Consider the following 18,639-nt stretch of genomic DNA (forward strand, 5'->3'; position numbering starts at 1 on the left):
ATTGATTCAGAATGGGATAAAACTGTGTCTCGATACCCTAGCTACTCTGATTTATGGTTTATTGTGTTTTTGTTAACTCCGGAAAGTCATAATCCTGCCAGCCTGGAATGTCTGCCACTTTAAAGCAGAGCTTATCAGAATGCTGGACACTCTTTTCAAGAGGTGTTTCGGGAGTCAAAATAAGAGAGCCAAAAGGATAAGTCGCATCAATCCCTATCGAAGAGCCGAGGCGAGAATCTAAAGGAATGTTATCTAAAATAGAAGGATCTAAGGGGCCTGCGGGTAAATTTTCCACAATCATAATGTCTTTATGGGGTTGCATTCGAAAGGAGGTAGCCCATGTCACTTGATTTGGATCTTGGATATTAATATCAGGGTTCACTGCAATAACCATTTTAGGACGCAGATTACTTGCCATCGCAACAAGAATAGCTTGGCGCGCCTCTCCATCAAATCGGGGCTCGATCGCTATAACAATATAAAATGAAACACCTCCGGATGCTGGAATAGCTACATTGGTAATCGTTGGAAAAGATTTATTCATGCTTTTAAACAACGAAGCTTCAAAAGGAATTTGCTTCAAAAAATGATTCTCAGTGGGTGGAACACCCGTTAATAAGGCTTGGAAATAAGCATTAGTGCGGTGAGTAATGGCTTTAACTCGCGCCGTAGGTTTCATGGAGCCAGGTGTGTAATACCCGGTGTATTCTCCCAATGGACCTTCAAAAACTAGTTCATCTAAATCTATTTCAAGCTCAAAAACTACTTCTGCACAGGCAGGAACTTGAACATCAATAGTTTTACATGAGGTTAAAGCAACCGCTTCACCCCGAAGACCACCCGCTACAGCAAAATCATTAGTGTCGTCTTGAAGTTGGAATTGACAGGTGTAAGCAATAACAGGATCAACTCCAATTACCAATGCCATCGGATATTTTTTATGCCCTAACTTTCGTGCTTTTTCCAGATTTTTACCTAGACGATGATTGGGTTGAGCTAAGAAAGACATGGTATTTTTTGAAATAATTTGAAATCGATAATTTCCGATATCTGCGATGCCTGTTACCGGATCTTTACTTACAGCAATACCAGCGGTTATATATTGCCCTCCATCGCTAGGGCTGTATTTGGGTACAGGAAATTGAGATAAATCAACTTCATTCTCCGATATGATCTGTTCATGTGATGCCGCTTTATCGGTTAGGATCGGCTCAATGGGATTTTCTAATCCGTGTAGGATCTTTTTGAATATGGAGGCTTCGTCGGTTTGAAACGCAATCAAGGTTTTCTTTCGAGAATTATATAATCCACCGATGAGTGGAAAATTAGTACCATTATTATTAAATTGAATCGCAGGACCCCTGATTGAAGCACTTTTTTGCAACGCTTTACCAACATCAGCAGACAAATTGATAGGTCGATTAACCTCAATAATTTCACCACTTTCTTGAAGTGCAGTAATGAACTCCCTAAAATCCTTAAAGGGCATCCTGATTATCCATAAGTAAGTATGATATAAAATATAGAGTTTTTTTGCATAAACTTCCATAATTCTTAGGAAATATTAATAAGTCAGAAAAACTTGAGGGTATCTTAACTTATGTAGTAGTGCGTATCATCTTTTTATCACCTTCCTGCTTCCAAAGCCAAATCGTGCGAAAAATTAAGTAGTTTATACTATAACTATATTAGTGCTTCATGAGTCTTTAGAAAGTATGTTTCAAGGAAAATGATGATTGAAAGTATGCTTACTCTTGTTGATGCAAAAATGTATGATGATAAAAAAACTAAATAGCGATAAAACCGGAAAAAATCATCGTTATCGTATATAACTCATTAAAGCCACTAGAATAACCAGAATCGGTCCTCATCGGAAAATATTTTGATAAACTTTCGTGTTATGAAAACCGTTTCCTATTATTGTAGTAGGAAAACAGTTCTCATTTATAACATACTTATTTTTTTAGTTTACGTGCTTGGATGCATTGCAGTAGTTTTTCATCATTCTCGTTGTTGTTGGTACATTTTTGGAGGTATTTTTCCACAGCACTAAAGGCTGTTTGGCTTCCTGTTGTTTGAAAAAGAAACGGAAAAATCGCATGAATTAGGCAGGCGCATCCTCCTTTGACCATCGAAAATCCAAATGAAACGGCAAATAATAAATGCTCCCAATACGTTTGATTGACAGAAGCAGGGTGTTCGGTAAAAGACTTCAACATAATAAACTCTCCTAAGAGTCTGATGCATAAACAAACGGTATTAATTGCTGTATCTTTTCATCATAAATAGGGACTATTTTTGTTATATTTTCTTGCGCACAAAAATAGATGTCTTTTTCTAGATTAAGATTGGATAGACGAATTCCCGCAGGACTGGTTAAAAGAGACTCTAATAAATTATCAGAATAAACAGGGCTATGCTCGCCTAAAAGTTGAAAGGAACGTAGTTGTTTGTAATAAATTAGCGAACCTGCGAGCAGATCATCTTGTTCTAAAGTACCTTTATAGCCGGCTAAAATAATAGAGATATTGAGGTTTAAATTCAGTGCAATGTCTTTAGCTAGAAATCCTACCTCATCCACGTTGATAATGGCTCCAATTAAAACAGGTACGTTATAGGCTATACAGGCCCTGACAGATGGAATGCCGTTAGTTGAGAAAAAATGTAACTCACGACCTTTATGTGTAGTGTGAAGTAAGTCTTCTGGTGAGTTTCCGTAAGTGAAGTGTGGTATTTTCACACAATTTTGTTCGCCTGCTGTGATTTCATTTGAGGAAACTTCCAACGAGGAGTTGTCGCCCAAATGGATGGATTTTATTCCTCCCATGAAAGCTGCAATAATGGAGGTGCTCGCGCGTAAGACATCAACAATAATACAAAGATCGCCTCGCTCTGCTGCGCGATGTGCACCTACTGCACCTACTTCAAAACGAATAATTTTATTGTTCATGAGCTTCCTTAGAAATCGTATCCGCTCTTAAAGAAACCCGCAACGCCTCTAAAGCCAGTACATCTTTAGGGGCAATATTTGCTAAATTTACCGAAACCCCTAGTTGATTAATTAGCCATGCTTGCTGATGTTTAATGGGGGCTTCAAAGAGTAAATCCTTAGGATTGACTTCAGTTATAATGCGTTCAAAATCCTCCGTTTTAATAGACGTATCTGTATTAAAAAGCCCTGTAGTGCCTGATTCACGGGCTTCGAGAATAATCTTCCAAGCACCTGCATTTAATTGTTCTTTTATTTCCAATAAGCGATCTTCGATGCTTAATAAGTTGTCTTGTTTTGCATCTTTCCTGCCCACTTCTGACAGAACAACAAAACCATAGCTTTTTGCCTGCGAGATTAAGGTAATTTTTTCTTCTAACGGTATACCTGCTAAACCATCAGATAATTCCAAACAATTAAAGCCTAAACGAATACATTCTTTAAAATATTCTTCTATTTTATTTTGCCTACGAGCTACTTCAAAAAATGTTCCTCCTGCGCAGACATGGATGTTTGCTGATTTTAACAAGTCAATTTTTTTGCGTAATATGGATTCTGGATAGAGCTTGGAGGTTCCAAAACCTAATTTAACGACATCAATATAGTTTGCTGCCATTAAAAGAAGCTGCTCCGTATCCAGTAAATGCATTCCGGTATCTAATAGTGAAGTCAATCCTTCAGTTCTCGGTTTTAATGAGTGTTCTGGGATATTGATAAAAGCAAATGGTGTTGATATGGATTTTTCTAAATTGGTTGATTTATCTATGAGTGTTTGGATATGTTCTATTAATAAATTTATAGTAGGATAATTGACTACAGTTGCCTCTGATAAATGACAGCGGGACTTTAAATGGTTTTGCAATCGAGCTTCCAATTCGACTGCCATCAGAGAGTCCAGGCCAAATTCAGCGAAATTTTTATTATCATCAATTATTTTACTATCTATATCTAACATATCACTTAATTCGACATGAATCGTATGGCGAAGATTTTGGATAAATTCTGAGGGGATAGCGGACTCATTTTGTGGTTTCTCGAATACCTCTTTATTAATGGGGGTATTTGTTTCTTCTTGTGGAGGGGCTTCCATTATCCATAGTAATTTTGTTTCGAGTTGCTTATCCATTAATTGAGATTGAATGTGTCGACGTCTTATTTTGCCGCTCGTTGTTTTAGGAAGACTGCGTTCATTTATAAGAGCAATTTGATGGACTGATAATGAATGATCTTGAAGAATAATCTGTTTCACCGCGCTAATAATGGCTTTTAACTCATCCTCAGGGCAGTTCTTTTTAATTTCAATGACTACCGCCAGTTCTTCTTGGTCATTTCCTGTAACGCTGACTGCGGCACAAGAACCTTGACGTATTGCTGGATGACAAGTTTCTACAGAGCGTTCAATGTCCTGTGGATAGTGATTGGTTCCATTGATAATAATTAAATCTTTTAATCTTCCCATGATGAATAATCTATTGTTCATGGTAAAACCCAAATCACCTGTGCGTAAATATTTTTTTTCAGTAGAGTGAGCCAAGGTGGCTTTAAAATAAGTATTTGTCTCTTTTTCTTGATTCCAGTATCCATGGGCTACGCTGGGGCTAGATAGCCAAACTTCTCCAATTTGTTGATCGCCACATGGGATTAGCGTTTGAGGATCGACCACGAGCGTTCCTTCTGGAAGGGTTCCACAACATACAATGGGTTGGGCTGTCGGGTCTGTTACAGAAACCTCGAGAATTTTATTATTGCGTAGTTCTTCTTTATTGAAATAATGTGTTAAGCCTCCTTGTTCTCCAGTGACCATTAAGGTATTTTCTGCAAGGCCATAACAGGGCATGAACATTTCTTTTTTGAAGCCACAATTTGTAAATTGTTTGGTAAATTCATTCATAACATGAGCATTAATCGGCTCGGCTCCATTTAAAAAGGCATGCATACTGCTTAAGTCAAGTTGGGCTTTGGTTTCTTCGGAAATCCGTTTATTACAGAGCGCATAGGCAAAGTTTGGTGCTGATGTCACCGTACCTTTAAAGGCTGTGATCGCTTTTAACCAAGTCTCAGGATTACGCAGAAATGTCATTGGTGACATGAGATATACGGGTATTCCTGTAAAAACGGGATAAAGTATTCCACCAATTAAACCCATATCATGATAAGGAGGAAGCCAAATAACACACACAGAATCGGGTCTAGCACTATAATATTCGTTGATAAATTGAAGATTATTCAATAAGTTACTATGACTAACCATCACTCCTTTAGGTTGGCCAGTAGAACCTGATGTATATTGCAAGAAGGCGATGTTCTCTGGTTTTATAAGGGGTTCTTTATAATTATTAGCCTCATCTGCTGAAATAGTATCCGTATTAATCCAAGTGAATTTATCAAAATCCCATTGCGTTAACTCATAAGCGTTTTCTTGAAAACGCTCCATCAAATAGGTAACAAAGGGTAGATTTTGTAATGCCTTAACATATTTCAATTTAGTGATTTGTTTGATAATAGATCCTGTCGACAAAATAATTGTAGGTTCTGCGTTGTGTATGACGGCTTGAAGTTTTTCTATGAGTTTTTTTTCTGCGGGCGGGTAAACTGGTACGGCAATGACTCCGGCATAAAGACAGGCATAAAACGCACAAATAAAATCTAATCCAGGCTGATAAATTAATAATACTCTATCCCCCGGTTGTGTATGGTGTTGAATTCGTGCGGCAATCGACTGAGCTCGAATGAGTAGAGAGAGGTAATTCAATTTTTCTTCAACGTCTGCGGAAGAATTTAAAAAAAATAATCGGTCTTGTTCTATTTTTTGAGCTTGTAAATTGAGTAATTCAACCATGTTTTCAGGTTTGGGGTGGGGCAGTACCATAATATACTCCTGATTAATTTAGCGCTAAGCGATCACGTAGACCTTCAAACGCAGCCAATGTGATTTCGACATCTTCGCGGCTGTGTGCGGCAGTAGGAACAAGACGAAATAGAATTGTTCCTTGGGGAACAACAGGAGCTGATACTGCAGTCACAAAAATTCCGTATTCGTCCCTTAAAATATGTAACATCTTAATCGCTAGTTTCATATCTCCACCACGAATATAAATTGGAGTAATCTGGGTTTGAGTTTGGCCTAGATCAAAACCCAGTTTTTTTAATCCGGTTTGTAATGCGGTGGCTATTTCCCATAATTTTAACCGTTTTTCTTTACCGGCAATGATTAGATCGGTCGCTTTATCAATTGCATGAATAAGAACTAATGGATGTGCCTTTGAGAAAATAGCTGGTCTTGAGTTAAGACGTAGATAAGAAATTACTTCACGAGGGCCGCTAGCAAAACCACCAATCGAGACAAATGCCTTAGCAAAGGTACCGAAATAAATATCAATTTGATCTTGTAGATTAAAATGTTCTCCACTGCCTCTACCTTCATTGCCAAGCACACCTAAAGCATGTGCATCATCTAAAAAGAGGCGAGCCTTATATTTTTCTTTCAAAGCGCATATTTCAGGTAAGTTCGCTAGATCGCCGCGCATACCGAAAATACCTTCAGTAACGATTAAAATTCCACCTTGATTTTCTTCTGAGGCTAACTTTAATTGTCGCTCCAAATCGGCCATATCATTATGTTTAAATGGCTTAATACGTACACCAGTGCGAGCTTGAGCTAAAAAGGCCGCATCAATCATGCAGGCATGGGAATATTGATCAATAACGATCGTGTCGCCTTTTCCTGCTAAGCCAGTAATTGTGCCTAGCACACCTAGATAGCCAGCAATAAATAATGCCGCGTCTTCTTTTTGGGTAAGAGATGCTAGTTTTTTTTCTAAATTAATATGATCCATGGTATTGCCAGACATAAGTCTTGCACCCATTGGGGTTGTTGTACTCCAATTTTGGATTGCTTTAAATCCCGCCTCTTGAATTTCTGTGTTCTGTGCAAGACCTAAATAATCATTAATAGTCCACACTATCATGGGTTTGTTTTGAAAGTGCATGTGGGGGCCAGATGGACCCTGTAAGATAGGACTAATTAAGTAGTTGTCATCATCCTTGCTCTGTGCTGCAAAATTTCCTTTCTCGCTATAGCATTTATCAAAAATATCCACATTATTAGACGCCATATTCATTCCATATACTTAGACTTAATATTGAGTATAGAAACGAAATTAATTTTCATCCAATTTTTGAACATTATATCTGATTTTATTTCATTTTCTTTAAATACTTACTTCCCAAAAGACAATACAACAACTCTTGCTAAGATAACACTGCCTAGAATAAGAAATGTAGTTCCAAAAACAAAGTTAATAATTCGCATTGCATAGGAATTAACGTGCTTTTTTAAAATAAAAGTGATTGTCGCACTTAGCATCAACCAAACTAGGGAAGAGCCTAGCACAATACTTGTGATCAAGATGCTGCCATCGATCAGAGTCAATTTCAGATGGTTTAATCCTAGAGCAGCTAATACGGCAAAAAATAAGAGAATGGCGGCTGAATTAGAAAGAGACAACAAAAAAGCACCGATTAAAAAACTCCAGGATGATTGTTGATGCTCTGTTATATGGGGTGTTTTAGGGTTTTTTAAATATTGCCTTATCCCGAGATACAATAGTATAAAACCACTAAGGCAGTGTAACTCCGTCTGATATATCGTTAATTGGTCTGAAATGAAAGTAAGTCCGCATGCACTAATTAAACCAAACACTCCATCCGCTAAAGCTGAGCCTAAACCAGTAATAAAACCTGCCTTAAACCCCAAGTTTAGAGATCGCTGAACACATAAGACTGCGATAGGGCCTATAGGTGCAGAGACAAGAATACCTATTATTATCCCATAAATAATTAAGCTAATCATAGGGTCAGATTATTCTTTTTCATTAATGCCCTCTAAATAAATTTCATTTTGAACTATTTAATTGTATTGAATATATCGTTAATTACAACTTATCTATTTGCCAAATCCTTTACTGTAAGATATCTAGGCTAGGTCATACAGAACAGTGGTTTCATTCAGGTAAAATAACGGTTTGATTTCCTAGATCAAGCTCAATTAGGTTGCAGGGGAAGGCAAGGCATTATCAACCCAGAAATATTTTTGAGAATAGGAGGTTCTTTGTTGTTCTTCTTTGCCATAAATCCTACTTCATTAATACTTGTCTGACATAGCCATGTAATCATTTGCGCAGGTGCTTTGTTTTGAAAAGATTTGGGCGTAAATAGCGCTATGTTTTGGCCTTTATCTTTATCTCTTGCCGAAATATATTGAAATAGTTCTATGCCAGATTCTCGCATAACAGAGCCTAACTGTTGTGTTTCTATATAAGACGATGGGGATGTTAAAATTGTTTCGTATTTTGAAAGGGGGATTGGTCGAAAAGAATACTATGGTTACTTCGCACTTTGATCGTAATTGTTTCCCAATCCTAAAGTGGCTATTTGTTTCCTGGATTCTACTAATCGCAATTATTCTTCGTTTATCAATAAAATAATTCTGTGATATGAATCACGAGTTCAATCTACCTTTTTGCCAGTTGGTTTCGCACTGATTTTTGTGGGATCAAGGTTGTTGGTAATGCGGAAAACGGCTTTATCTACTCGACGTTGAAGCATGATTTCCACCATTACGGTTTCATTGGGATGAAGAATTTGGTTAATGTCCATAAGTGAGGAATGAAAATCGAGTACTCGGTAGTAGCCTAGGGCTTGAGGACTTTGTTCAGGGCGAGCTTTAATACGAAACCCTAGATTACCCTGCATTGCAGGCGTATTAATCCCGGTTGCCATTACGTCGTAGTCCAGAAAATAAGTAAGTTTTCCGCGATCAAGCTGATTTTGCTGGCGATCTACGAAAAAACCTGTAGGAAGCGCATATTCGCTATATTTGGGGCCAGCGGTTAGGTAAAGATCATAATCATAAAGATGATTGCCCCGATCATCAATTAGCCGAAATATAATCATAGAATAGCGATTAGTAATGTACTCGCGCTTATGGAGGAGTGTTTTTACAATTTCTATGCGCTCATTTTTTTGAGTTTCTTCTGTAAGCCTCTTCAGATCATTTGCCAATGCATTATAAGAGCTACTATTTTTTACCTGGAGACAGCGTAAAACCCATATAGCTGTTGGGTGAGTAGCCGCATTATTCATAGTAATGCTGCGAATGATTCCCATTTTTTTACCGGAATGCGAACATTCAGGTAAAACCCCCAATGCCATTGGCTTTGACCGGGTCATTTTGGAGACAACAAGATTTTCCCCATTAGTTCCTGCCTGATGTAACTTTAAAAGACTGTAATTCATATTTGCAGCAGCAACGCGTACAACCCCATCTGATCCAGCTTCACCTGTGTATGAGTTAAGTGCATCATAAAGTTGGCGATCAATTTTTTGACCTGTAAGTACAAAGGGGTATATGCCATTCGCTGGGCAATCATAATCAAGCCAGCTCTCATTAAGTTGCCAGCTCATATCGCTTCCTAGCTCCAGCCAATCAAGTACATGCTGCCCCGGCTCCATGCCTTCAAAAAAGCTTTTTATACGACTTAGCCGGGATTTTCCCAGTTGCGCCAGTGCAGAACCATGGTTGGAGGGGGCCAGCATAACCAGGTGACTCAATGGGCATTTAGCAAGATCGCTCTTAAAGTATAAATCCATCCATTTACGAACAACGGGGCCGCCTGTGGAATGAGTAATGCATGCGAAACGCTCTCCATCGCGCAATTGATCAGCGATTTCATCACGTACTGCCTGATCAAATGCCCGTGCTATATCGTCGATTGTTATGGTGTCGGCAAAGCTAATGTAGCGCCCAAGATAGATATTGCCAACCTGAATATCCAGCACGCCGTCGTTGCTCTGACTTTCGAGCCATTGAGGAAGCGCTCCATAAGTATTGGTATTGGTGACACTCCAGCCATGGACGAAGATAACAATCATAATGTTCCTTAATTTATTGATAAGACAAGGGTAGATTGTTGAACAAAGCGATGATATTAGATTATTTTACAATAATATAGCTGTATTTAAAATTGCTCTGAAAGGCAGCGTCAACCAAACTTTTGACTCGGCAAAAAAGTAGATTTGTCGAATTTTAGGCGCAAGCATCTCGTTAGCCGCGTCGCGCCAGATTTCTTTGGCTTTACGAAATTGGATTTTCCGAAGAGAAGCGGAATTGGTGTAGCGCCCGACGGCCACTGCAAAGAGGTTTCTAATGGTTCCCATGAGCGCGATGACGCTTTGCGTGCAACAAAAATTCTTGCTACGTTTGCGCCAATGCTGGATGAGCAGCAACTACGTATTCGGGGAGTGACTTATTATCTATGGTGTGCTGTGGATGATGAGGGCTATGAGCTGGATGTGTTTCTGCAAAAGCGGCGTAATAAAGGCGGCGACAATCCGCTTTCTGTCCCGCCTATTGAACGACTATCCCAAGCCCCGGGTTATCATAACGGACAAGCTAAGGAGCTATTTGAGGCCCGTTCGTCAGATGTGCAAAGGAGTCGAACATCGCTCGTATTAGGGGCTCAATAAACGGGTTAAAAATACCTCATTCGTTTTAAATCACTCGCAGGGGCGCAGAGCGTCATAGCACTCATGGAGACCACCAGGAATCTCTTTGCCGTCAACGTGGGGCTCTATACCAACACCGCTCATCAGCGAGGAATGCAATTTCAAAAGGCTAAAGAAATTTGGCAAGACGCAGCTTCTGAGGTTCTTTGCGCCTAAAATTCGACTAAAACTAGTTCTTACGTTATCAAAACGTTAAATTGATGGCGCCCATGAACTAAGCGCTTGGTTTGAGATAGGGATGCTTTTCTTAATACAAAGCCCCTGCAAGCGCAGGCGATTTTTTACCAGCACGTACAGGGAATGGTTGAGCATTAGAGTCACTGAGTATTTCTGGGCAACCGCGCTTCTAATTGAGGCTCCTCAATTAAAGCGTCATGTGGCTGAAAAAAAGCATTTTTATTCGAGGAGGTAATGGTCTTCTCAAAAGTGCTTAAATCATCTAAATCCACATACTCTGCGGTAGCCATCAGTGCTTTGAACAAATTATTCTCGCCGCTGTTGTTATATAGATCACCAAATTCATCCAAGATTCTATTCGTAACGTTTTTTGAGATATGCTCTAAAATGACAGGAACACCCTCATCTTGTATTTGCTTTAGCAACTCAGTAGACAAGCCAGTGGGTTGCTTCTGATCAAGCTCAGTTAAATACTTCATTGCCTCTTCTTTTACCACCCGAGGAAACTTCAATGCAGCAGCTTCTTTGGTAATAAAAAGGACTTCCACATCGGGATGCAGTCCTTGTAACTTTTCCATTAACTTATTGAAGGTTCCTGCAACGCAAATGGTTTTGTCGTCAGAATTTCCATCATCAACACCAAGCTCAGATAAATTATAACCGCGTTGAATTTCATAAAGACCTTCGATGAACTGCATTTTGGCATCATCCAGGCTGCCTCTCCGATTAGCTTCATCATGAATAGCCAGCCAAGACAGCACCAAAAGTTCTCTCGTCGATACATTAGATACTGCATCGGTATACGTATAATCAATTGCCGTAAGTCGTTTAAGACAGCGTTTAGCAGCCTCAGTTTTTAAGGAGTTGTCGGCTGGTAGTTTCGTACCCCATTGAATTAGCTGGAGAGTTAATTCATTGAGGCCGGGTCCTGAAAACTGCGTTCCATAGCGCTGGAATAGTTTCGTTGCACTCGCTGATACCGATTGATGAACACTGGCAGAGTGAGTACTTTGACTGTCGTTAAATACGGGGTTCCTTAACGCACCCATATTAAGAAAATTGCGGTGTCTTACAGCATCCATATTAAGAATATTAAGGTTAACAAAATTCACAAATGCATCTTGTCCTACGGCCACATTGTTTCTGTGTTCTGCTGCAATTTCGATAATGTGCTGAAAACGTTCTGCCGTTAGTTCTGGTATTCTAAACCAGAGGTATCGCACTTCAGGACCAAATAAAATAGCAGAATATATGACCAAGTCATTAAAATTACCCTGTGCATCCCCCTCCGTTAATAAACCAGCATCGCTCAATAGCCTAAGGGCTGAACCAACAGTTTCCGGGAACTGATGTCTCACCACTGCGTCACGGTTAACCTGGGCGACATCCCCCGTTAATAAGCCAGCATCGTTCAATCGGGTAAGGGCATAAGCAACAGATTCGGGAGCCTGGTGTCCCTTTACCGCGTCAAAATTAGCCTGGGCGGCATCCCCCGTTAATAAACCAGCATTGTTCAATAGAGCAAGGGCTTCAGTAACAGGGATTGGGTTCTGGTGCCCCGTCACCGCGTCAAAATTAGCCTGGGCGGCATCCCCCGCTAATAAACCAGCATTGTTCAATAGAGTAAGGGCTGCGGCAACAGGGATTGGGTTCTGGTGTCTCGTCACCACGTCAAAATTAGCTCGGGCTCTATCACCCGTTAGTAAACCAGCATTGTTCAATCGAGCAAGGGCTATAGCCACAGCGTCCGGTTTCTGGTGTCCCGCCACCGCGTCACGATTAGCTTGGGCTGTATCTCCCGTTAATAAACCAGCATCGTTCAATCGAGTAAGGGCTTCAGCAACAGAGTCCGGATACTGGTGTCCCATCACCGCGTCACGATTAGCCTGGACCGCATCACCCGTTAATAAGCCAGCATTGTTCAATCGAATAAGGGCTCTAGCAACATAGTCCATGTTCTGGTGTCCCGTCACCGCGTCACGATTAGCCTGGGCTGCATCACCCGTTAATAAGCCAGCATTGTTCAATCGAGTAAGGGCTTCAGAAACATAGTACGGTTTCTGGTGTCCCGCCACCGCGTCACGATTAGCCTGGGCTGCATCACCCGTTAATAAGCCTGAGTTGTTCAAGTGAGTTAGGGCTCTAGCAACAGATTCCGGAGACGGGTGTCCCGCCACCGCATAAAAATTAGCCTGGGCTGCATCACCCGATAATAAGCCTGAGTTGTTCAAGTGAGTTAGGGCTCGAACAACAGAGTCCAGGTCCAGGTGTCCCTCCACCGTCTCACGATTAGCCTGAGCTGCATCACCCGTTAATAAACCAGCATGGCTCAATCGAGCAAGGACTGCAGCAGCAGGGTACGGGTCCTGGTGTCTCGCCACCGAGTCACGATTAGCTTGGGCGGTATCACCCATTAATAAACCAGCATGGTTCAAGTAAGTAAGGGCTCTAGCAACAGAGTCTGGGGCCAGGTTTCCCGCCACCGCGTCACGATTAGCCTGAGCGGCATCACCCGTTAATAAACCAGCATCGTTCAATCGAATAAGGGCTCCAGCAACAGAGCCTGGATTCTTGTGTCCCGCCACCGCGTCACGATTAGCCTGAGCGGCATCACCTGTTAATAAGCCAGCATCGTTCAATCGAATAAGGGCTCCAGCAACAGAGCCTGGATTCTTGTTTCCCGCCACCGCGTCACGATTAGCCTGGGCTACATCACCCGTTAATAAGCCTGACCTGCTCAATCGAGTAAGGGCTCCAGCAACAGAGGCTGGGTCCTGGTGTCCCATCATCGCATCAAAATTATCCTGGGCGGTATCACCCGTTAATAAGCCTGACTTGTTCATAAAATTAAGACCCTTAACAAGGGATGAGGAATTAAAAATTTGAAGAGAAGAAAAAAACCAAGGTTGAAAAAACCAAGTATCTTTTAAAAATAAAAAAGCATTGCAGATATTCCAAGCTTGACTGGACGGTGACTCAATATTAAATTCTTCTAATGCAGTCCTTATTGTTTCTGGAAAAAGTAAGCGCTGATACCACGATAATGCATCATACCCTTCTTTTAATGCAATAAGAACAGTTTTATTTTCCTGCGACAAGTTTGGCATGGTTCATTAACTCCTGGTGAAATGTCATGAATAAATTAAATAACTAGGGCGTAATAAAAAATCATACAAAAAAATTTTGTTGGGCTTCCTTTCTCGCAGTCTGTCAAACAAAGTTCAATCATCTTTTGTGACAGCCCCGATAAGAGGCATACTTTTACCTTCATTACAGAAAGGTGCATTTGAACAGCAAACTATGATATGGACTGCAACGCAGCCCCAGATACACAAGAACTCGCAAGAAGAAATCACAATAGGCATTATTTTACCTCAATGAATCGAATTTGGACATCAATGTAAGCGGCTGTTCCTCTGATTTTTCTTCGTTGCCTTGGGACTGGCGATCGGGATTTGTCGAAACTGGCCTTTGGGGAGTAGCGGAACAGTCAACAGTAGGATCATATCCTGTTTGAAATGCTCCCTTGTAAGCCTTGAGGATTTTATAGTTGCCTGATCTTTTTCTCTATCAGCCTGAAATTCCTGATAATTATGAATTTCCTGATTTAAATCAATTTTTTTGCCTGGATTATCGCATGGCGATAAGGTTGGATTAGCCATGGAGTAAGTAAATCCAAGACATTCTCCAGCATCGCGCACACGGGAATCATTAGAAACCTCTTTGCAGCGGCCGCCGGGCGCTACATCAATTCCGCTTCTTATCGGAAATCTAATTTCATAAAGCCAAAGAAATCTGGCGCGACGCGGCTAACGAGATGCTTTGCGCCTAAAATTCGGCAAATCTATTTTTTGCAGAGTCAAAAGTTTAGTTGACGATGTCTTTAATTAAGTTAAGATCATTCGTCTAATCCAAACCAATGTGCTCCCTATCATTATAAAAATTCAATGCAGAGCACGTGGTAATAAAATGAAACCAATCAAATTGGCTTGCGGAGCAAAATGAATTCTATTTCACAGACAGTAGCGGTAAAACGTTTTATAGCAGCTGGTGCATTGTTCGCCCTGCTCGCCACAGTTTTGGGTGCTTTTGCCTCTCATGGTTTACAGGGAAAGTTTAGTGTGGAACAAATGAAAATCTTCCAAACCGGAATTTTTTACCAGTTTGTGCATAGTTTGTCATTAATCATGATTGGTTTGCTTCTTTTACATACTAATTTAAAACTTGTTCGTTGCGCGGGCTATTTATTTTTTGCAGGGATTTTACTCTTTTCAGGAAGCTTGTATTTACTGTGTATAGTAAAGATTAAACCACTTGGAATTATTACTCCTATTGGCGGCATTTGTTTTATTATGGGGTGGCTATCGTTAACTCTTGGAATATATAAGACCCCCTAAATGACTAATTTAAATCCGCTGCGTCATTGCGCATAAAGTGAAGCAATCCAAGCGTTCGGAGTACGGAACCCTGGGTTGCTTCGTTATTATGTTCTTCGCAATCGATTTATTGATTAGGGCAGCCTGCTTGATGGTATAAAACTAGAGCATTATAAATGGCCTCATAGTGTGCGAAAGCGGTTCTATTCGCTTTGATGTCATCAAATACGCTGTTAGTCCGATTACAATCCCCCATTTCAGTAATGTTGGAGTGATCCCCATTAGCTTTTTTGTAAGAAATAAAATTAGCACCACAATGTAAATGAGGGCGTTTTGCCCCTCCATTGCCTAAGTATTCTTGATTGTTGCAAAATGTTCTTTTAAAGTTAGCTTTACTAAAATCAGCATTATCTGCAAAAGAGATTCCTGTAAAAGCGGTAACAAGGTATAAAGCGGTAATTGCTATTTTTTTCATCATAAAACCTTAAAAAAATACTGAAGTGCAAATATAACACGATTTGGTAGGTATTCAATATTCTTGAATATGCTAATTCATAAAATTACCATGTTTAATACCGTAAAACATATCTTGGTTGATTTTTAAGAATGACCTAGAGATCTACTCGCTTTAGATAAAAATAATTGATGAGCACAGTCTTAATGATATTAGTCCCACCTCAGGGATTTAGTAGCTCCTTAGGTTTGTTTGCCGTTTCTGAGCGTGATTTCACAAATCTATTTCCTGTAGCATCGCTTCTTTTATCCTAAAGCTCATCATATTGAAGTATTTATGCCATTATTTACTCTACAGATCTCGTGCCTTTAGCTAAAAGAAATGTAGGACTCAGATTTAGAGGGAATACTAAAGAGGCTAAATCAGGTGGATTTGGCGATGCTAAAAAATGATTATCTTATAAAAATGATGATGCAATGACAGCGTTTCATTTTAAATGAGACCTCATGTTGATTGAATCTGAAGCTAAAAAGCTTGAGTTAATTTCAACCTCTTAAGAGCTTTCCAATACTCGTCAAGCCGATTTAACAAGTCCACAGGCTTGTTATCTTGTTATGGGATTGTTAATCAAGATGCAGGTAACATCTAGTTAGATCACAACAATTGCACTTGGATGACATCATTTCCTGGCGAATGGATCTTGCTGAAATCGCCCATACAATATTAACTACAGGAATTTAGTGAAAATGAGTGGCGCGGTTTTGAACTGAATCACACGACTCTTTATCGCTTTGCTGAATATTAAATCGATTTAAGTTATTCTATTAATTAGCTACGCGTATGTATTCATTAAAATACTTTAGGAGTGGCTACTGACTTTGATGAGGAACTCCTCTCAAAATTTTTGAACCGTTGTAGCAATAATTGCTAATAGAGGGTAGGGCCCTAATGAACTTTATAACAAAATACTTTTATACCTTGGGCAGTGTTTTACTGACAGGGTATCTTTTAGTTAATTCAACAAGTTTATTTAACCCTTTATTAGCCGCTTTTATTGTTGCTTTAGTATTAAGACCTTTCGCTACTAAATTGGAATATATTAAAGTTCCTCGATTGGGAAGCACTTTTATATCGTTGATGTTATTTATCTTGGTTTTTTTTGGTCTTGTCATTTTTTTCTCATCGCAAATAAGAAATATTGATTTTGAAATTCGCTCCATTAGTGACACGTTTAATGGGATGCCGGGAAAAATACAAAATTGGTTGACCGACCTTTTAGGTATTAGTTTGGAACAACAAATTTCTTTATTGAAAGATGCGCTCAATGCCCTTTTAAAAAATAGTGCATCTTTTGTAAATAGCACCCTTCAAGCAACAACCAATTTCCTAACTTCGTTTGTTATTTTTATTATTTCCTTATTTTTTCTTCTTTATTACCGGTCATTCTTTGTTTCCTTTTTATATAAAGTTGTTAAATCGCAGGACCATGTCAAACTATCCAAGATTTTGAACATGATTCAAGCGGTTGTGAGTAGCTATGTTCTAGGAGTCTTATTGGTTATCTTAATTGTAGCGACCCTTAATATATTAGGTCTTTATGCTTTGGGCATTGCCAATGCTATATTTTTTGGTGTGATGGCGGCTGTGCTTACTTTGATACCCTACATTGGAATTTTATTAGGTGCACTTTTGCCCATAGTCTTTGCCCTCGTTACAAAAAATTCCTTTTGGTATCCTTTAGGAGTGCTTCTTGTTTTTATGTTAGTGCAATTTATTGAAGGTAATTTTCTCACACCAAATATTGTTGGCAGACAAGTAAGTATTAATCCATTTGCAGCGATTTTAGGGCTTATTATAGGTGGGATGTTGCTAGGCTTTACAGGAATTATGTTTGCTTTGCCTGTACTGGCCATTCTAAAAGTAATTTGTGATAACGTTTCTGCACTTAAACCAATGGGCTATCTTATTGGTAATCCACAGTCATAACATTATTCCCAATTTAGGGTCAAGTCCTTGAATGCTGCTGAAGAAACAGTTTAGAGCGTAGTTCTATTAATAATCACTTAATCTTTTTTATATATAATTGGTCAATTATTGTATTTATAGATCAATTTGACTGAAGGATAATATGAAAAGAGCGCGTCAATCAACTGGGTACGAGCAGCATTATTACAAGGAAGTGGATAATAAAATTATTCCTATAGAAGAGCCGGAAGAACAAAAAAAGATTGATGCATTTATGGAAAGGAACAATTTTCTTACTCCTCCACACACTACTCGTGAGGCAGGTTTTTCCACTTATAATTTTTATGGAAAAACCGTTAACATAAATGGTTCCATGCTCAAAAAGAAAAAGATAGACAGCGACGAGCATTATCTAATTTCACGGGCGCCAGAAGCTCCTAAATTGCCTGTTTCTTGCTTGGCCTCAACGGAGCACGTTATCGCCATGCAAGAACAGGTTGATGACTTTCAATCCGAATCTTTTCCCCAAACAAAACAGAACGTGATGTATCTGATTTCCTTATCTTGCCATGCTAGAAAAATTAATATCCAAAATGAAAAAGAAGCGATTTTAAAGCTCATAACTAAATATGATAAGGAAATTTTAAAGAAGAATGTGCATATTATTTACAATAAAGAGAAGGAAGTTTTTGAAATTACAGTAAGTACGCAAGTTGCTGATATTCAGTTACTTGTTCGTGCCCTGACCAGCAAAAGCCAATACAATATTGTTGATTGTGATTTCAAAGATATCAGTTTAAATCAAGGAATTTGCCTTGTGAAGCGCGATGCATCAAATCCCATTCATGCACTGGTTAATATTGCTGACTCTGAACATGAAAAAGGGTTCCTTGAAAGAGATGCAGGGACAACTTCAGGCCGTAATACCGATTCTTATCAAGATAACAATTGGACATTTAATTTCTTTACAAGTTTAAGCGATATGCGAGAAAAGACAAAATATCCAGAAAATACTCTTGCGATAAAAATTTTAATGCAAAATAAATCCTCGAGCTCCGCACTAAAAAAGCGTTAAACGCGGATCACTGGGGAGAGGGGTAGGCAGAAAGGCC

Annotated in this window: 15 protein-coding genes; 4 read left to right on the forward strand and 11 right to left on the reverse strand. The window is 39.4% G+C overall.

Annotated features, from left to right (window positions below):
* Positions 1–58: 58 nt before the first annotated feature.
* From E1P08_RS14115 to plaB, 8 genes are all read right to left on the reverse strand, one after another.
* Positions 59–1,489: a UbiD family decarboxylase gene (locus tag E1P08_RS14115; RefSeq protein ID WP_165485197.1), complete on the reverse strand. Its 1,431-nt coding sequence runs from the start codon at positions 1,487–1,489 to the stop codon at positions 59–61.
* A gap of 466 nt (positions 1,490–1,955) precedes the next feature.
* Positions 1,956–2,219: a DUF6356 family protein gene (locus tag E1P08_RS14120; RefSeq protein ID WP_133137649.1), complete on the reverse strand. Its 264-nt coding sequence runs from the start codon at positions 2,217–2,219 to the stop codon at positions 1,956–1,958.
* Positions 2,220–2,230: 11 nt separating this feature from the next.
* Complete coding sequence (locus tag E1P08_RS14125) at positions 2,231–2,950, reverse strand: 2-phosphosulfolactate phosphatase (protein WP_133137650.1); 720 nt, start codon at positions 2,948–2,950, stop codon at positions 2,231–2,233.
* A complete protein-coding gene (locus E1P08_RS14130; RefSeq protein ID WP_133137651.1) occupies positions 2,940–5,858 on the reverse strand; it encodes a phosphosulfolactate synthase in 2,919 nt (972 codons plus the stop codon). Before E1P08_RS14130 ends, E1P08_RS14125 begins: the two co-directional genes overlap by 11 nt.
* 13 nt (positions 5,859–5,871) lie before the next feature.
* The gene (locus E1P08_RS14135; RefSeq protein ID WP_165485198.1) at positions 5,872–7,104 is read right to left on the reverse strand and encodes an aminotransferase class I/II-fold pyridoxal phosphate-dependent enzyme; all 1,233 of its coding nucleotides are present in this window, start codon (positions 7,102–7,104) and stop codon (positions 5,872–5,874) included.
* 104 nt (positions 7,105–7,208) lie between these two features.
* Complete coding sequence (locus tag E1P08_RS14140) at positions 7,209–7,841, reverse strand: LysE family translocator (RefSeq protein WP_133137653.1); 633 nt, start codon at positions 7,839–7,841, stop codon at positions 7,209–7,211.
* A 191-nt stretch (positions 7,842–8,032) separates the two neighbouring features.
* Positions 8,033–8,353, reverse strand: coding sequence for an RES family NAD+ phosphorylase (locus tag E1P08_RS17785; protein WP_133137679.1), 321 nt, complete (start codon positions 8,351–8,353; stop codon positions 8,033–8,035).
* A gap of 144 nt (positions 8,354–8,497) precedes the next feature.
* Positions 8,498–9,922 (reverse strand): phospholipase PlaB, encoded by a 1,425-nt coding sequence (gene plaB / locus E1P08_RS14150; protein WP_133137654.1) that lies wholly within the window; start codon positions 9,920–9,922, stop codon positions 8,498–8,500.
* A 210-nt stretch (positions 9,923–10,132) separates the two neighbouring features.
* Between plaB and E1P08_RS14155 the strand changes: the two genes are divergently transcribed.
* Positions 10,133–10,516: a DDE-type integrase/transposase/recombinase gene (locus tag E1P08_RS14155; RefSeq protein WP_133137655.1), complete on the forward strand. Its 384-nt coding sequence runs from the start codon at positions 10,133–10,135 to the stop codon at positions 10,514–10,516.
* 356 nt (positions 10,517–10,872) lie between these two features.
* Here the strand turns inward: E1P08_RS14155 and E1P08_RS14160 are convergent, their stop codons facing one another.
* Positions 10,873–13,839, reverse strand: coding sequence for a hypothetical protein (locus tag E1P08_RS14160; RefSeq protein ID WP_133137656.1), 2,967 nt, complete (start codon positions 13,837–13,839; stop codon positions 10,873–10,875).
* 288 nt (positions 13,840–14,127) lie between these two features.
* Positions 14,128–14,433: a hypothetical protein gene (locus E1P08_RS14165; protein WP_133137657.1), complete on the reverse strand. Its 306-nt coding sequence runs from the start codon at positions 14,431–14,433 to the stop codon at positions 14,128–14,130.
* A 300-nt stretch (positions 14,434–14,733) separates the two neighbouring features.
* Here E1P08_RS14165 and E1P08_RS14170 point away from each other — a divergent pair, with 300 nt between their 5' ends.
* Complete coding sequence (locus E1P08_RS14170; protein ID WP_133137658.1) at positions 14,734–15,129, forward strand: DUF423 domain-containing protein; 396 nt, start codon at positions 14,734–14,736, stop codon at positions 15,127–15,129.
* Between the two features lie 106 nt (positions 15,130–15,235).
* Here the strand turns inward: E1P08_RS14170 and E1P08_RS14175 are convergent, their stop codons facing one another.
* Positions 15,236–15,586: a hypothetical protein gene (locus tag E1P08_RS14175; RefSeq protein WP_242602482.1), complete on the reverse strand. Its 351-nt coding sequence runs from the start codon at positions 15,584–15,586 to the stop codon at positions 15,236–15,238.
* 924 nt (positions 15,587–16,510) lie between these two features.
* On the opposite strand from E1P08_RS14175, the gene E1P08_RS14180 reads away from it, so the two are divergent.
* Positions 16,511–17,548: an AI-2E family transporter gene (locus tag E1P08_RS14180; RefSeq protein ID WP_133137659.1), complete on the forward strand. Its 1,038-nt coding sequence runs from the start codon at positions 16,511–16,513 to the stop codon at positions 17,546–17,548.
* 142 nt (positions 17,549–17,690) lie between these two features.
* Positions 17,691–18,602: a hypothetical protein gene (locus E1P08_RS14185; RefSeq protein WP_133137660.1), complete on the forward strand. Its 912-nt coding sequence runs from the start codon at positions 17,691–17,693 to the stop codon at positions 18,600–18,602.
* The last annotated feature ends 37 nt before the right edge of the window (positions 18,603–18,639 follow it).

This window comes from Legionella rowbothamii (genome assembly GCF_900639985.1).
Lineage (GTDB): Bacteria > Pseudomonadota > Gammaproteobacteria > Legionellales > Legionellaceae > Legionella > Legionella rowbothamii.

Bases quoted from the DNA above. Each gene is read 5' to 3' on its own strand.
- E1P08_RS14115 (WP_165485197.1), bottom strand. From the start codon at position 1,489: ATGCCCTTTAAGGATTTTAGGGAGTTCATTACTGCACTTCAAGAAAGT.
- E1P08_RS14160 (WP_133137656.1), bottom strand. From the start codon at position 13,839: ATGCCAAACTTGTCGCAGGAAAATAAAACTGTTCTTATTGCATTAAAA.
- E1P08_RS14135 (WP_165485198.1), bottom strand. From the start codon at position 7,104: ATGGCGTCTAATAATGTGGATATTTTTGATAAATGCTATAGCGAGAAA.
- plaB (WP_133137654.1), bottom strand. From the start codon at position 9,922: ATGATTGTTATCTTCGTCCATGGCTGGAGTGTCACCAATACCAATACT.
- E1P08_RS14185 (WP_133137660.1), top strand. From the start codon at position 17,691: ATGAAAAGAGCGCGTCAATCAACTGGGTACGAGCAGCATTATTACAAG.
- E1P08_RS14180 (WP_133137659.1), top strand. From the start codon at position 16,511: ATGAACTTTATAACAAAATACTTTTATACCTTGGGCAGTGTTTTACTG.
- E1P08_RS14120 (WP_133137649.1), bottom strand. From the start codon at position 2,219: ATGTTGAAGTCTTTTACCGAACACCCTGCTTCTGTCAATCAAACGTAT.
- E1P08_RS14130 (WP_133137651.1), bottom strand. From the start codon at position 5,858: ATGGTACTGCCCCACCCCAAACCTGAAAACATGGTTGAATTACTCAAT.
- E1P08_RS14140 (WP_133137653.1), bottom strand. From the start codon at position 7,841: ATGATTAGCTTAATTATTTATGGGATAATAATAGGTATTCTTGTCTCT.
- E1P08_RS14170 (WP_133137658.1), top strand. From the start codon at position 14,734: ATGAATTCTATTTCACAGACAGTAGCGGTAAAACGTTTTATAGCAGCT.
- E1P08_RS14125 (WP_133137650.1), bottom strand. From the start codon at position 2,950: ATGAACAATAAAATTATTCGTTTTGAAGTAGGTGCAGTAGGTGCACAT.
- E1P08_RS14175 (WP_242602482.1), bottom strand. From the start codon at position 15,586: ATGATGAAAAAAATAGCAATTACCGCTTTATACCTTGTTACCGCTTTT.